This is a genomic window from Streptomyces sp. NPDC003023 (assembly GCF_042888225.1).
In the GTDB taxonomy this organism is placed as follows: Bacteria; Actinomycetota; Actinomycetes; order Streptomycetales; family Streptomycetaceae; genus Streptomyces.
The window spans coordinates 58,238-71,578 of record NZ_JBIAPL010000014.1; the positions used below are offsets into that span (position 1 = coordinate 58,238).

The 13,341-nt window shown below is 69.8% G+C and carries 13 protein-coding genes; 7 read left to right on the plus strand and 6 right to left on the minus strand.

What is annotated here, in order from left to right:
- Positions 1 to 37: 37 nt before the first annotated feature.
- The 3 genes from ACFYV1_RS31410 to ACFYV1_RS31420 all read left to right on the plus strand — a co-directional run bounded on the left by ACFYV1_RS31410 (position 38) and on the right by ACFYV1_RS31420 (position 2,596).
- Positions 38 to 1,423 carry a Mucin-2 gene (locus ACFYV1_RS31410; protein ID WP_389399027.1) on the plus strand — a complete coding sequence of 462 codons (1,386 nt, stop codon included), beginning with the start codon at positions 38 to 40 and terminating at the stop codon, positions 1,421 to 1,423.
- 217 nt (positions 1,424 to 1,640) lie between these two features.
- Positions 1,641 to 2,108 carry a DNA/RNA non-specific endonuclease gene (locus ACFYV1_RS31415; protein WP_389399028.1) on the plus strand — a complete coding sequence of 156 codons (468 nt, stop codon included), beginning with the start codon at positions 1,641 to 1,643 and terminating at the stop codon, positions 2,106 to 2,108.
- 11 nt (positions 2,109 to 2,119) lie between these two features.
- Positions 2,120 to 2,596, plus strand: coding sequence for a hypothetical protein (locus ACFYV1_RS31420; RefSeq protein WP_389399029.1), 477 nt, complete (start codon positions 2,120 to 2,122; stop codon positions 2,594 to 2,596).
- Between the two features lie 424 nt (positions 2,597 to 3,020).
- Here the strand turns inward: ACFYV1_RS31420 and ACFYV1_RS31425 are convergent, their stop codons facing one another.
- Genes ACFYV1_RS31425 through ACFYV1_RS31445 form a run of 5 tightly spaced genes read right to left on the minus strand, consistent with a single transcriptional unit; the run spans position 3,021 to position 8,413 of the window.
- On the minus strand, positions 3,021 to 3,866 hold the full coding sequence (locus ACFYV1_RS31425) for an alpha/beta fold hydrolase (RefSeq protein ID WP_389399030.1): 846 nt from the start codon (positions 3,864 to 3,866) through the stop codon (positions 3,021 to 3,023).
- On the minus strand, positions 3,863 to 4,393 hold the full coding sequence (locus tag ACFYV1_RS31430) for an SRPBCC family protein (RefSeq protein WP_389399031.1): 531 nt from the start codon (positions 4,391 to 4,393) through the stop codon (positions 3,863 to 3,865). The genes ACFYV1_RS31425 and ACFYV1_RS31430 overlap by 4 nt, the downstream gene beginning before the upstream one ends.
- A gap of 48 nt (positions 4,394 to 4,441) precedes the next feature.
- Positions 4,442 to 5,935: an FAD-binding protein gene (locus ACFYV1_RS31435; protein ID WP_389399032.1), complete on the minus strand. Its 1,494-nt coding sequence runs from the start codon at positions 5,933 to 5,935 to the stop codon at positions 4,442 to 4,444.
- Between the two features lie 22 nt (positions 5,936 to 5,957).
- A complete protein-coding gene (locus tag ACFYV1_RS31440) occupies positions 5,958 to 7,523 on the minus strand; it encodes a flavin-containing monooxygenase (protein ID WP_389399033.1) in 1,566 nt (521 codons plus the stop codon).
- Positions 7,524 to 7,534: 11 nt separating this feature from the next.
- Positions 7,535 to 8,413, minus strand: coding sequence for a class I SAM-dependent methyltransferase (locus tag ACFYV1_RS31445; protein WP_389399034.1), 879 nt, complete (start codon positions 8,411 to 8,413; stop codon positions 7,535 to 7,537).
- Positions 8,414 to 8,584: 171 nt separating this feature from the next.
- Here ACFYV1_RS31445 and ACFYV1_RS31450 point away from each other — a divergent pair, with 171 nt between their 5' ends.
- The 3 genes from ACFYV1_RS31450 to ACFYV1_RS31460 are packed head-to-tail and all read left to right on the plus strand — an operon-like array spanning position 8,585 to position 10,595.
- A complete protein-coding gene (locus tag ACFYV1_RS31450) occupies positions 8,585 to 8,839 on the plus strand; it encodes a hypothetical protein (RefSeq protein ID WP_389399035.1) in 255 nt (84 codons plus the stop codon).
- Positions 8,840 to 8,856: 17 nt separating this feature from the next.
- A complete protein-coding gene (locus tag ACFYV1_RS31455; protein ID WP_389399036.1) occupies positions 8,857 to 9,843 on the plus strand; it encodes a 3-oxoacyl-ACP synthase III family protein in 987 nt (328 codons plus the stop codon).
- Positions 9,840 to 10,595, plus strand: coding sequence for an SDR family NAD(P)-dependent oxidoreductase (locus ACFYV1_RS31460; protein WP_389399037.1), 756 nt, complete (start codon positions 9,840 to 9,842; stop codon positions 10,593 to 10,595). Before ACFYV1_RS31455 ends, ACFYV1_RS31460 begins: the two co-directional genes overlap by 4 nt.
- Positions 10,596 to 10,758: 163 nt before the next feature.
- Here ACFYV1_RS31460 and ACFYV1_RS31465 read toward each other — a convergent pair whose 3' ends face one another.
- The gene (locus tag ACFYV1_RS31465) at positions 10,759 to 11,640 is read right to left on the minus strand and encodes a BTAD domain-containing putative transcriptional regulator (RefSeq protein ID WP_389399038.1); all 882 of its coding nucleotides are present in this window, start codon (positions 11,638 to 11,640) and stop codon (positions 10,759 to 10,761) included.
- Between the two features lie 368 nt (positions 11,641 to 12,008).
- Between ACFYV1_RS31465 and ACFYV1_RS31470 the strand changes: the two genes are divergently transcribed.
- A complete protein-coding gene (locus ACFYV1_RS31470) occupies positions 12,009 to 13,226 on the plus strand; it encodes an aminotransferase class I/II-fold pyridoxal phosphate-dependent enzyme (RefSeq protein WP_389399039.1) in 1,218 nt (405 codons plus the stop codon).
- Positions 13,227 to 13,341 lie beyond the last annotated feature (115 nt).

Consider the following 13,341-nt stretch of genomic DNA (forward strand, 5'->3'; position numbering starts at 1 on the left):
CTGACCAATCGGGGAAAGACACACGGGCAGGCGAATCATGGTGGCGTTCCACGCATCCGCGCTGGACGGAGTCGCACGCAATCCGGCGCTGCCGACACCGCTGCTGCTGCGCCTGCTCACCCTCGACGGCCGTCCGCCCCGTGACGCCCTCCAGCGGGCCGGGCTCCCCGAGCCGGCCGTCACGCTGATCCTGACCCACCCGAACCAGGGCGCCCGTACCGACTTCGCCATGAGCGCCAGGGCGGATCCCGCACAGCGGGCCCGGCTTGCGGACGATCCATCTCCCAAGGTGCGGGCCGCTCTCGCATATGGACCCGAGGTCTACGACCCGCGCACAAAGGTCGCGCCGCTCCCGGACGCCGTGTGCGTCCGCCTGCTCGACGACCCCGCCCCTTCCGTCCGCACGGCACTGCTGGACTCGCCTCATCTGGCACCGTCGTTCGTGGCCTCGATGGCCACTCATCACCGTGCGGCAGCGCGCCGGGAAGCGGTGCGCGCATGGGAAGCCCTGCCGCCGGGCAGACGGCTGGCGCTGCTGGCCGACCCCGACCCCCAGGTGCGGCGGGCCGCCGCGCTGCGGGAGTGCCGACGGGACGCACGCATCACCGCCGAACTCCTCCGCGACCCCAACTCCGCCGCCGAGGCGCTGCGCCGAGGGCTCCTTCTCCGCACCGACGCCGAGCGGTACGTCGCCGAGCGCACGCACCTGGCGGCCCTCGCCGAGAACCCGTCGCTGCCCGCCGATCTCGTACAGCGGCTCGCCGTCGACCCCGACGAGGCCGTACGGCTCGCGGTCTCCCTCAGGCCCGAACTGGACGAGACACGGCGCATGGCGATCGACTTCACGGCCGGGGACCGCGACAGAGGCGACGGCGTGCAGTGGGTACGGGACGGGCTCGCCGACCCGGAGGTGCGGCGCCGGGCCGCGGCCTCCGCCCACCCGCTGCTCCGGCGCGCCGCCGCCCAAAGCCCCCACCTGCCACCCGACCTGCTGCGCCTGCTCGCACGCGTCGAGGACCCCGTGGTCGAGAACCTCCTGGGCATCCACCACCCCGACACCCCGGAGGAAGTCCTGATGCGTGTGTACGCGCGGCTCGGCGGGACGTTCTCCGCCTGGATGGCGGAAACACACCCCCGCTTTCCCCGCGAGGGACTCGCCGCCCGCTACGCGGACCACCCGGACGGGAACCGCCGCCGGCTGGCAGTCCGGGACCCCGCCGCCACGCCCGCGCTGATCGAACGGCTCAGCCACGACCCCGCGGTTCGGACGCGCCAGGCGGCGGTAGGCGACCCGCGCCTGCCGCTCCACCGACTCCGCGAGGCACTTCATGTCCCCGAACTGGCCTCCAGCGCGGGTGCCAACCCGGCGCTCCCCGAGGACGAGATGGCCGCCGTCCTGAACCGGGCCGGAGTTCCCGCCTGACCGCCGAGCAGAACAGCCTCACCCGCGCTCCGAAGCAAAGACCACGATCCACCGACCAGCGGTCGGCAACTGACGGACAGTCAATTGATGGACCGCATGAAGGACGCTTCCTGGCCGATTGCAGCTGCGCAGAGGCGTTTCAGCACGTGGATGCCGTCTCCCCATGGGTAAACGGGCAGCCTCCTGCCGAGGGGCCTGGTAGTAACCGCCGCAACAGATGCGACACCGGCGCCGACTTCAGCCCTGCGGGAAATATCGCCTATCTGCCGCGCCTGGAGCACGCCGGCCAGGCGTCGCCACTGGTGCTTTCTCGAACCTGACTCAGGCTGACTGCACTCCGCCTCCACGACCAGGACTTGGCTTCGCTCTCCCTGGATTGAAGGAGCTGCCGCGAGACAACCGGGCCCGTGGCCATCTGATCGGATACGCCATGGGTGGATCAAATAAGGACACGAGGAACTTTGTGCCCATGTATCAGAACGCCAATGACCTCATGTATAAAGTGGCTGAATCTCATGTAGTGAAATCTATGAAGGCGGGAGGGAGGCAGTTGGTGGAAGTGTCTCCGGTCTACGGTGACCCAAATTCTGTGATCCCGACGAAGGTGAGATTCACCTCGTCTGGTGACGTAAGCATCAGATGTGAAATCTTTAATAAGCCTGTTGACTCGTACAAGTGCTGGTAAGGGGTTCTTGCGTGTCTGGAATCATCGATCTTCAGAGAATCCTTGGTGTTCCTCCGCGAGGTGGGAGCGGAAGGTCGATGGAGGGGGTTGGTCAAGCGTTCGGGGTGGAGCTGCCTTCGGATGTCCGGGAAGTGTTGGCGTTGTACGGAGACCTTTTGATCTCCGACTTCCTGTTCCTCTACGGCCCAGAATTTGCCGTGGAGAAGGGGGTTCGCATGAGCGACTTCGTGCGCGACGGCCATCCGGATATTCCTCGCCCTGTCCTGCCGGATGAAGGCGGCATGTTCTTTTTTGGTCATACGGTCGAAGGGGACAATTTGTTCCTGGAGGAAAGGGGCGGCCAATGGAGAGTTTCCGCCTTCCGGAGAGGGTGGGCGGACTGGTGGGAGTCTGAACTTCTGCTTGTCGACTGGCTGGTGGGTGTATTCGAAGGGAGGGAGGCCGCGGACTGGATGCCTGAATGGCCGGCACGTCATTGGTTTGAATGATGCGCTGGGCCGGCTTCTGTGCGGATCGTGCGTAGTCGGCCGAGCCTCTGCGGGACTTCCTACGCCAGGGGCAGCCCTTGGATCGATTAGGAGGACTGTGACCTCGATTCTTCTGCGGTCTGACCGTGCGAGGTGATCCGGTGGTTTGCCCGGATTCGTCTCGTCGGTGCGGACGCGGGGCCGTCGCATACGCTGAGGTGACGTCGGGTTCCACGGGTCCGAGGGGTGGTGCGGCTCCTCCTTCCTGGTCTTCGTTGGGGCGGGGGCCGGCCATCAGGTGACGGCGGAAAACTTCGTCGCGTGGTGCCAGGCGGTGGTGAACGCCGACGCCCGCCGGATCGCTTCGCGCCTCCAGCCACAGAACGCGGGCGCCGCCCCGCCGGAACTCCGGCGGGGCGGCGCGCGTGCGCGGGGGAGCAGGCTGTCACCCGGCCCGGCCCGTGACCTCCTCGATCGCCCGCACGACCGCGTCGGGTGTTTCGAGCGGCAGCATGTGGCCCGCGCCCTCGAGTTCCTCGAACCGGGCGCCGGACAGGGCGTCGGCGACCGCCCGGCCCAGTGCCGGGGCGATGACCTTGTCGCCGCTGCCGGCCAGGACCACCGCCGGGGCTGCGATGCGGGCCAGGTCCGCGCGCAGGTCCATGCCCCGCGTGGAGGCGAACGCGTCGGCGCGCATTTGCGGCGAAGTGGCCGCGAACATCTGCCGGTTGACCTCCCCGGCGCGGGCGTCGGCCCGTTTGCCGAGCATGTTCTGAGCCAGCAGCCGGCGGCCCAGCGCCGGCCGCGACACGGCCCACGAGAACAAGGGGCTGCCCATCATCCGCACTTCGCTGTCGGGCGTGTCCTGGTCGTGCGCGGCGGTGCCCAGCAGCACCAGGCCGCCCACCCGCGCCCCGGGCGAGGCCGCGTGCGCCATCGTCGCGAACCCGCCGCCCGAATGCCCCACGGCGATCACGTCGTCCGGCGCCCCGACGTGCTCCAGGACCGCGCCCAGGTCCGCGCCGAGACGGGGAACCGTGAACGGCTCCCGGCCGAGCGTGGAGGCCCCGTGGCCGCGCAGGTCGTACATGACGACCCGGTGTCCGGCCCGCAGCAGCCGGTCGGCGACCGTGCCCCACACCCGGCGGGCCGCGGCCCAGCCGTGTGTGAGGACGACCGTGCGGCCCGACGGCGGGCCCAGCGGGTCGAGGACGCTCACCGCCAGGCGGGCCCCGTCGTCCGTGCGCAGCGCGCTCTCGGTGGCGGCCGGCGCCGGTGCCGTCGTGGTCATCGCGCGCGCTCCCCGGCCCCGGACCCGGCCCCGGCCCCGGACCCCGCCCCGGCCGCGTTCGCGGCGCTCAGCACACCGCCCAGCGCCGCGAACGCGGCACTGGTGGCCTTGGAATGCTCGGCGCCGATGTCGGCGACCTTCGCGAGCACCTTCAGCCAGCCGTGCGGACGGCCGCGGAAGTGCATCCCGAGCCGGGTGCGCCGCCCGCCGTCCAGCGGCTCGAGCAGGAAGTCGCTCGGGCCGCGGAAGACACCCTCGACGTACTCGACCGTCAGCCGCCGGCCCCTCTCGACGGCTGTGGTCCGCGAGGTGAACCGCAGCTTCGGGCCGCCCTTGTCGACGCCCTTGGTGTGGACCGTCACCCGCACTTCTCCGCCCACCTCGTCCGGCGAACCGGACCCGGCGGCGAAGGTGTTGGCCGGCACCCACCAGCGGGCGCCGCCGCGGAACTCGGCGATCAGCGCGTCCCAGACGACGTCCGGCGGGGCGTCGATGACCGCCTCGTCGATCAGGTCGTAACTCGTCATGCACCTTCTCCTGTCGGTGTGCGGGTCAGGGGCCCGCGGCCGGACACGTCAGCCGAAGAAGCCCTGACCGGGGGTGAGGACGTTCGACGGGTCGTAGCGCCGCTTGGCCTTGTAGAACTCGTCCCAGCGGTAGCCGAAGTGCGCCTTCCAGTCGGCCGTGGTCATCCGGGGGATCGCACCGACGAGATACCGCTTGGCGCCCATCGCCACCGCCTTGTCGTAGAGGCGGCGGTTCTGCTCGAGCATCGCGTCGATGCCCGTCTCACCGGGGTTGGGGAACCGCAGCAGGTCGAAGAGGTAGCCGACGGACTCGTTCGGCTGCACCGCCAGCGGCCGGGTGACCTTGCGGGTGTAGTACGGGTAGAACAGCAGGAACCCGCCGCCGAGGTCGTTCGTGGTCAGCTCCTGCTCCACCAGTTCCATGAACGCCTTCGTCTTGGACGCCGGCAGGAACAGGCTCAGCCACGGCTTGGGCTGGTACCAGTGCCCGGTCTCCTTCAGGTAGACCTCGTAGCCGTCGAGACGGAACATGTAGTCGCGGTAGGGGACGTCCTCGACGACGGCCTCGGCGCGCACGTCACGCAGTCCGGCCAGCAGTGCCGCCCGGTCGGGGACGGCCGTGCCCGAGTAGTTGGCCGCGACCTCCATCTTGTAGCGCCAGCCCGAGTCGTCGCTGCGGCGCAGCATCTCCCCGGCCTGGATGTCGAAGCGGTTCTCCGCCATGACCTTCTCGCTGTCGGCGAGGTAGGTCGCCAGGTCGTTGTAGAAGAGGCTGAAGACCACCGACCGCTGGGGCGCGGGGGTGAGCTTCACCTTGGCGCGCAGGATGATCGCGGTCTGGCCGCCGCCGGAGAGCACCGAGTTGAACAGCTCGGGCCGGGCGGAGGCGGAGACGGTGAAGATCTCGCCGGTGCCGGTGACGACGTCCAGCGAGTGGACGGTGTCGGCCAGCAGCCCGAACTTCGCCACCGTGCCGCCGATCCCGCCGATGGAGACCGTGCCGCCGATCGACAGGTGCAGGTAGTCGGGCAGCGCCGGCGGCGTCTTGCCCACCTTCAGCGCGGCGTCGGTCAGCTGACCCCAGGTGACCCCGGCCTCGACGACGGCGTTCGTCGAGTTGATGCTGATGATCTTCGACATGGCGCGGGCGTCGATGGAGATGCCGCCCTGCGGCACCGCCGCCTGGCCGTAGACGGAGTGCGACTCGATGTCGTCGCCGGTGCCGCCCTGTCCGTTGACGGCGATCTTCAGCCGGTTCGCCCGGGCGAAGTTGACCATCTTGACGATGTCCTGGTCGGAGCCCGGACGCAGGACCGCCCACGGCGCCGACGGCTTCAGCCGCCCGAAGTCCTGGCGGAAGCCGTCCAGGTCGGACGACGACGTCGTCAAAGTGCCGTCCAGCGCGGGCACCTGCTTCACGTCCGCGCAGCCGTCGTCGACCTCCGCGGCCGTCGCCCACGACTGGTTGACGACACTCCAGCCCACGACCGTGGCCGCGATGCCGCCCAGTACCTTGCGCCGCGAGAGCGTGTTGCTGTTCATGGGCGTCTGCCTCCCGTTCGGGTTAAGCGTGATCCAGTGCCGGTCTGCCGGCATTGACGGTGGTGGCGAGCTGGTACTCGCCCAGGTCGAAACGGCGCGTCGCGCGACGGAACCGCCACGTGTACGTCGGCCAGATCGACGGGTTGCGGCCGTGCTCGTCCAGGTACCAGCTCTTGCAGTTCCCGGCGTTCCACACGGTGCCCTCGAGCCGGCCCTGCAGACGCTCGTTGTACGCCTGCTGCGCCTCCGCCCGGACCTCGACACTGGCCAGGCCCCGCTTGTCCATCTGCTTCAGCGCGTCGAGGACGTAGCCGATCTGCGCCTCGATCATCACCACCTGCGAGGAGTGCCCCAGCGTCGTGTTGGGGCCCAGCAGCAGGAACAGGTTCGGGAAGCCGGCGACCGTGGTGCCGCGGTGCGCCGCCATGCCGCCCTCGCGCCACACGTCCCGCAGCAGACGCCCCTGACGGCCCGCGATACGCCCCGCGACCGGCCGGTCGGTGGCCTTGAACCCGGTACCGAGGATGATCGTGTCGACCTCGCGCTCGGTGCCGTCCGCGGCGACGATCGACTTGGCCCGCACATGGTCGATCCCGTCGGTGACCAGGTCCACGTTGGGCTGCTGGATCGCCGGGTACCAGGTGTTGGAGAACAGCAGCCGCTTGCACGCCATCACATAGTCGGGCGTCAGCTTCGCCCGCAGGTGCTCGTCGGTGACGGACTTGGCCAGATGGTCGCTGGCCATCTTCTGCATCTTGCCCGCGACCTTGGGCCGCTTCATCACGAAGGCCAGGACCTCACGGCCCCACATGTTGAAGTTGCGGCGGAAGTTCTGGTAGCCGGGGACGCTGTGCAGCAGCTTCGACTGCAGCGCGCTGGTCGGCTTGTCGTTCTTCGGCCCGATCCACGCCGGCGTGCGCTGGTACAGGTCCAGCCGTCCCACCGCGGGCTGGATCTTGGGTACGAACTGGATCGCGGAGGCGCCCGTGCCGATGACGGCGACGTTGCGGCCCGAGAGGTCGTGGCTGTGGTCCCAGCGCGAGGAGTGGAACACCGTTCCCTCGAAGTCCGCCAGGCCCTCGATGGCGGGGACCGCCGGCTCCGACAGGTATCCGGTGCCCGACACCAGCACCTGGGCGGTGTAGTCGCCCTGGGAGGTGGTCACATGCCAGCGGCGGGCCGTCTCGTCCCAGCGGGCGGCGAGCAGTTCGTGACCGAACCGGATGTGCGGGCGCACCCCGAACCGGTCGGCGACGTCCCGCAGATACCCGTACAGCTCCTCCTGCTTGCCGAACGTCGACTTCCAGCCCGGGTTCTGCGCGAAGGAGAACGAGTACAGGTGCGACATCACATCGCACGCCGCCCCCGGGTAGGAGTTGTCGCGCCAGGTGCCGCCGACCTCGTCGGCCCGCTCGAAGACCAGGAAGTCGTCGACGCCCTTCTGCAGCAGCCGCACGGCCATGCCCAGACCGGAGAAGCCGCTGCCGATGATCGCGACGCGCAGATGCCGGGTCGGGCCGCCGCCCGTCGCCCGCCCGCCGGGCGAGGGACTCCCGTCGCTGCGCGCGGGTTCCAGTGTGCTCGTCACGTGGGCCTCCTCTAGCGGCGCGCGATGGTGACGCGGAAGTTGTTGAAGAACTTGTCCTCGAGCGTGTACGCGAAGATGTCCAGGTAGCGCTCGAAGCGGGCCACGACCTCCTCGCCCTCCAGGGCGACGGCCTCGTCACGGCGGGCGGCCAGCAGCTTCAGCCACGCCCGGCAGGCGACGGCGAACGACTCGCGCTCGTTGACGATCTCGACGACGTCGAACAGTCCCTCCGCGGCCTGCGTGAGCTCGTGCAGGTGCGGGATGTGGCAGTTCTCGAACTCCGAACGCTGCAGGAACTTCAGGTCGTCCAGCAGCTGCCGGTTCATCGGCAGCGCCTCCGCGGTCATGGTGTGCAGCACGAACCTGCCGCCCGGCTTGAGGGCCGCGCCCACCTTGTTGAAGAACACCCGGTACTTCTTGGTGCGCTCCCTGGGCGGCAGCGTGCTGGAGACGAAGTGCTCCAGCGCGTTGATGCAGAACGCAGCGTCGTACGGGTCGTCGGCGGTGTGGTCCTCCCACGACTCGACGCGGGTGGTGATCCGCGGGTTGTCCAGGCCGGCGATGAACGCCTCCTGGGTGCGGCTCAGCGTCAGACCGACGGCCTGCTCGACACCGTGGACGGTGGTGAGCCGGTTGAGCATCGTGCCCCAGCCGCAGCCCACGTCCAGCACCCGCCGGCTGCCGGCGGCGCCCGCCAGCTCGACGAACCGGTCGAGCTTGCGCTCCTGGGCCTCGTCGAGCGCCTCCGTGAGGCCCTCGCCCTCCTCCCAGTAGCCGCCCGAGTACATCATCGTCGGCCCCAGCAGGAGGCGGTAGAAGTCGTTGCTCACCTCGTAGTGGTGCCTGATCGCGTCGACCTCGGGGACCGACTTGTCAGCGACCGTCGTCATCTCTTCCTCAACTCCTGTTCCGGGGTGCGGCTGTCGGACACGAGGAAAGCGAAGTGCTCGCAACAGATGTGCAAGACGCCGACCGGCCGGCGCTGTTGCGCCCCGCTTGCGCGGCTGGGGCTTCGATTTGCGGCAGAACAAGCCGAGCCCTGCGAGAGAGGACCGAACCCCATGTCGCTGCCCACCATCGAAGAACTGGCGAGCCAGCTCGAGGCCGTTTCGGGCGCCCAGAAGGTCGACCCGGACCAGCCGCTCCAGCACATCGCGGATGTCGACTCGCTGGACCTGATGGAGTGGTTGTACGGGTTCCAGAACCAGTACCCGCACATCCCGGCCGACGAGTCGCTGTTCGCCGACATCGACGACACGACCACACTGCGCGTCGTCTACGACCGGATCTGCCAGCTCGTGCCGGCCCAGGCCTGATCAGGGGAGAAACGCCTGTGAACGGCTTCGACATCACCGGGTGGGGCATGGCCGTACCCGAGCGCGTGGTCTCCAGCACGGAGCTCGCGCAGCGCTTCGGCGTCGACGAGAACTGGATCGTCAGCCGGTGCGGGATCCACGAACGCCGGGCCGTCGGGCCCGGCCAGACAACCGCCTCCCTCGCTGTCGAGGCCGGCCGGCACGCTCTGGACAAGGCGGGGCTGACCGGCGGCGACATCGCACACCTGATCGTCGCCACCGCCACCCCCGAGCAGCCGTCGCCGGCGACGTCCGCGTTCGTCCACCACGAGCTGGGCATCGCCGGCAGCGCGCACGACGTCAACTCCGAGTGCGCCGGCTTCGTCTACGGCCTCGTCCAGGCCATGGCCCTCATCAAGATCGACCCCCGGCCGATCCTGCTGATCGGCTCCGACACCCACACCCTCACCGCCAACCCCGCCGACCGGGACCTGTCGATCCTCGTCGGCGACGGCGCGGGCGCCGTCGTCCTGGTCCCCGCGGCCACGGACCGGGTGCTGGGCTGGAACCTGGGCGCCGACGGCTCCTGCACCGGCAGCCTCAAGGTCCTGGCCGGCGGCAGCCGGATGCCGACCACCGAGGACACCGTCCGCGAGGGCCTGCACTACGCACAGATCAACGGCAACGAGATCTACCTCAACGCCGTGCGCTACACCGTGCGCACGGTGCGGGAGACACTGACGAGCGCCAAGGTCGAGGCCGCCGACGTCCGCCACGTCATCCCGCACCAGGCGAACATACGGATCATCAACTCGATCCTCGGTCACACGGGCCTGAAACCCGAGGCCCTGGTCACCAACCTGCACAAATACGGGAACACGGCCTCCGCGTCGATCCCGATCGCCCTGACCGAGGCACTCGACGAAGGCCGCATCAACGACGGCGACCTGGTCCTGCTGGCCGGCTTCGGCGCGGGCATGACCTGGGGATCGGTCCTGCTGGAATGGGGTGGAGAAAAGAGATGAGCAGCGGCAAGAAGACGGGCAGCCGCCCCGAGCACCCCGTGGCCCTGGTCACCGGCGCCTCCGGAGGCCTCGGCCAGGCCCTGGCCCTCGAACTGGACGCGCTCGGCTGCAGGGTCGCCGTCCACTACAACAGTTCGAAGGACGCGGCCCGCGCCGTGCAGGACAAACTCACCCACGACTCGATCGTGGTCAGCGGCGACGTCGGCTCCTACGAGGCCGTCACCGCCCTGTACGAGGAGATCAAGGAGAGCCTCGGCCCCGTCGACGTTCTCGTCAACAACGGCGCCATCCGCAAGGACGCGCTGATGGCGATGCAGAACCCGGCGGACTGGGCCCAGGTCATCCAGACCAACCTGATCGGCTCGTTCCACACCGCACGCGTCACCGTCCCGCACATGCTGCGTCAGAGGTGGGGCCGCGTCATCAACGTGGTCTCACCGTCGGGCCTGATCGCGACGGCCGGACAGACGGCGTACTCCGCCTCCAAGGCGGGCCTGATCGGCCTCACCCGCACGCTGGCCGCCGAGTGCGGCCGGCGCGGGGTGACCGTCAACGCCCTCTCCCCGGGCTTCATGATCACCGGCATGACCAAGGACCTCCCCGACCGTGTGATCGAGGGCATGGAGGACAAGGCCCCCGTCCCGCGCTTCGTGACGGTGGAGGAGGTGGCCCGCAGCGCATCCCTGTTCCTCGACCAGGACTGCATGACGGGCCAGGTGATCAGTATCGACAGCGGCGTCTCCATCACCTGAGCAGCCCCGCCTCCCCGCAAGCGGCCCGCCACCCCCACCAGGGGCGGCGGGCCGCCCGTCCTCAGGCCCTGCCGAGGTGGATCGGCCGGGCCCCGACCGTCACCCGGCGCGAGACGCCGGCAGCCCGGCACCGCAAGGTGCCGGGCTGCCGGGCGCCCACCGCTCACCGCACCCGTGAGGGCGCGACCGCCGCCGGGGGGCTCAAGGCCTCGAACGCCCCCATCAGCAGCGGATCGAGCACATCCGCCGGCACCCGCCCCGACGACGCCGGCCGCCGCTGCCGCCCGGCCGGTTCCCCGGACCGCAGCAGCTCCAGATACGCGGCCTGCGTCTCGGCCGCCGGGTCGATGCCCAGCTCGTCCGCGAGAACCTCCCGCAGCTGCTGGTAGGCGCGCAGCGCGTCCGCCCGGTTGCCGGCCGCGGCGTGCGCCGACATCCGGCACCGGTACGCGCTCTCCCGGAACGGCGCACGGCGCACCGCCTCGTCGGCGTAGCGCACCGCGTGGTGCTCCGCGCCCAGTGCGGAGGCCGACAGGCTCGCCAGCTCCAGTGACATCAGGCGCAGTTCGTCCACCCGTTCACGCACGGAGTTGACCCACTCGCCCTCGTGCGCCGGCAGGAACGAGCCCCGCAGATTGGAGACCGCGCCCGACGCCAGCTGGTGCGCCACCGCGTGCGCACCGTCCGCGAAGGCCGTCCGGGCCTCCGCCATGGCGGCCTCCGCCGCCTCCAGGTCGACCGCCGCGTCGTCCGGCAGCCGCAGCAGATACCGGCCGCTCTGTGCGATCAGTGGTGTCCCGCCCGGTTTCTGCAGCGGGCCGGTGACATAGGCGCGGACCCGGCTCACCACACTGCGCAGTGCGGAGGCCCACGTGTCGGGCAGGCCCTCCGGCCACACGGTGTCCGCGAGCTGGTCGCGGCTGGTTCCTGACGTTCGCTCCAGTATCAGCCGGGCGAAGGCCACTTGGGCCTGAGCGCTCGACAGATGCTGTGGCGCCGTCCCGTCGTGTTCGATCGTGACAAGACCTACGAGTCTGATCAGCAACGCTGAGTCCCCCAAGACTTCGGCGGCGCGCGGCACGCACGCGCGGGGGCGCGAAAAAAGGGGAAAGGGGAGATCGCGAATACGCGCCCCGGCTTCGCAACCAGATCTGCTTCGTACTCCCTTTCCCAATGGATTCGACCGTACCGGCCAATTGTCGCCACATTCAACACTGGCTGAAAAACATACCCGCGGGAATAAGTGGGAACCAGCGACTCCGGTATTTCCCCATTCGTGGGAGATCTTCTACTCCAGCTTGCCGCAAGGGGAATTCGAGGGTGCTGTGCCTCCTATTGCGCCCGCCTTGCGGCCCTGCGCATAGAAAGGACGACGCGCCTGGACCGACCCGAGAAGTGGATGAGGAGACGCACGTGAACGCATCTGGAGGATGGGAACGCCTCGAGCCGAAGCTGGCGGCCACACGACGCCGCGTCCAGGCGCTCGAATGGGAACCCGACCGCCGCAACAGCTTCGTCGCCTACACCGTCGAACGCGACAGCGCCTACGCCGATCTCGACGGCCGCCGCCTGCTGATGATGTCCGGCTACAGCTACCTCGGCCTCGCCGGCGACGAACGCGTCGTCGCCGCCGCCAAGGCCGCCGTCGACCTCTACGGCACCGGCAACCACGGCGTGCGCGCCCTGGCCGGCTCCATCCCGCTGCACGAGGAACTCGAGGCCGAGGTGGCCCGCTTCGCCGACCGCGAGGCCTCCATGGTCTTCGGCTCCGGCTACGCCGCCAACACCGGAACCGTCGGCGGCCTCGTCGGCCCCGGCGACACCGTCTTCATCGACAAGTACGACCACGCCTCCATCGTCGACGGCTGCCGCCTGTCCGGCGCCACCGTCACCCGCTTCCGACACAACGACGTCGACCACCTCGACCGCCGGCTGCGCGCCGCCGGTCCGGACGGCGTGCGGCTCGTCATCGTCGACAGCGTCTACTCCATGGACGGCGACATCGCCCCGCTGCCCGAGCTGCGCAAGGTCTGCGACGAGCACAACGCCCTCCTCATGGTCGACGAGGCCCACGCCCTCGGCGTCATCGGCGCCACCGGCCGCGGCATCGAGGAGCACTTCGACTGGCAGGCCAGAGTCGACGTCAAACTCGGCACCCTCTCCAAGGCCATCCCCTCCATGGGCGGCTGGGTCGCCGGCCCCGCCGAACTCATCGGCCACCTGCGCTACGCCGCACGCCCCTTCCTCTTCTCCGCCGCCCTCGGCCCCGCCCAGGCGGCCGCCGCCCTCGAGTCGCTGCGCATCCTGCAGCGCGAGCCGGAACGCGTCACCCACATCCAGCACCAGTCCGCCCGCCTGCGGCAGATCATCAACGCCGAGGGACTGCGCACCCAGGAGAGCGAGACCGCCGTCCTGCCGCTCATCGCCGGCTCCGACGACGCCGCCTACGACCTGGCCACCGCCTGCCGCAGGAACGGCGTCATCGGCCTGCCCGTGGTCACCCCCGCCGTCCCCAACGACCTGGCCCGCCTGCGGATCGCGGTCACCGCCCGCCACACCGAGGAAGACATCGACTTCGCGGCCCGGGCGTTCCTCGCCTCCGCCCGCGAGTGCCGCATCATCCCGGCCTGAGCGCAACCGGACGGACACGCAACACCGACGCGGCACAACACGGACGCGACACAACGCAACGCGCGCGCAACACAGACGCGACGCAACACAGACGCGACGCAACGCGCACGCGACG

Bases quoted from the DNA above. Each gene is read 5' to 3' on its own strand.
- ACFYV1_RS31410 (WP_389399027.1), top strand. From the start codon at position 38: ATGGTGGCGTTCCACGCATCCGCGCTGGACGGAGTCGCACGCAATCCG.
- ACFYV1_RS31415 (WP_389399028.1), top strand. From the start codon at position 1,641: ATGCGACACCGGCGCCGACTTCAGCCCTGCGGGAAATATCGCCTATCT.
- ACFYV1_RS31425 (WP_389399030.1), bottom strand. From the start codon at position 3,866: ATGACCACGACGGCACCGGCGCCGGCCGCCACCGAGAGCGCGCTGCGC.
- ACFYV1_RS31430 (WP_389399031.1), bottom strand. From the start codon at position 4,393: ATGACGAGTTACGACCTGATCGACGAGGCGGTCATCGACGCCCCGCCG.
- ACFYV1_RS31435 (WP_389399032.1), bottom strand. From the start codon at position 5,935: ATGAACAGCAACACGCTCTCGCGGCGCAAGGTACTGGGCGGCATCGCG.
- ACFYV1_RS31445 (WP_389399034.1), bottom strand. From the start codon at position 8,413: ATGACGACGGTCGCTGACAAGTCGGTCCCCGAGGTCGACGCGATCAGG.
- ACFYV1_RS31450 (WP_389399035.1), top strand. From the start codon at position 8,585: ATGTCGCTGCCCACCATCGAAGAACTGGCGAGCCAGCTCGAGGCCGTT.
- ACFYV1_RS31460 (WP_389399037.1), top strand. From the start codon at position 9,840: ATGAGCAGCGGCAAGAAGACGGGCAGCCGCCCCGAGCACCCCGTGGCC.